The 480-nt window shown below is 39.4% G+C and carries 1 protein-coding gene; it reads right to left on the bottom strand.

What is annotated here, in order from left to right; translation table 11 throughout:
* The coding region (locus HMPREF9453_RS12335) for a hypothetical protein (protein WP_222859651.1) at positions 1-188 on the bottom strand (188 nt) is incomplete at its 3' end.
* Positions 189-480: the final 292 nt, after the last annotated feature.

Here is a 480-nt window from a genome sequence, read left to right as displayed (position 1 = left end):
GCGGTGAGTGCAGCTGCAGCTGCCAGTGCGAGAATTTTTTTCATAGTTCTTCGCTCCTTTAGAAAAATATATGGATAACCTGCCCTTTCTGAAGGAGTGAAAATACTTTTGCAAGAGTGTCCATGTTTCCTCTGCTTACCCTCTCTCCTCCCATATCCCCCGGGCCGGAAATATGCTTTTTTCAGCATACTATAAATATATAATTATACGCAATAGGGAATATTTATTTTTATGTAATTCTAATTATCGTTTCTATGAAAACTTTCAGAATGTCAAAAAGAGGAGCCCTTTCCGGACTCCTCTTCGAATCTAAATCTCAGCCTTTATGAACCTATGTGTATCATAAACCATGGATAAAGAAAGTGCAAGGGGCAATTGGGAAGCAGGTAAGTGTCAAGTTTTCCTCGGTAATTCATTTGACTGTCGATAATTACTATCTCCGTGGCTTCGGTTTTATCAGTATTTCTGTATAGCTCTGGC

The organism is Dialister succinatiphilus YIT 11850 (genome assembly GCF_000242435.1).
Classification (GTDB): Bacteria; Bacillota; Negativicutes; order Veillonellales; family Dialisteraceae; genus Dialister; species Dialister succinatiphilus.
Note: the sequence above shows the minus strand (reverse complement) of the source record. Positions and strands in the feature narration are given on the sequence as shown.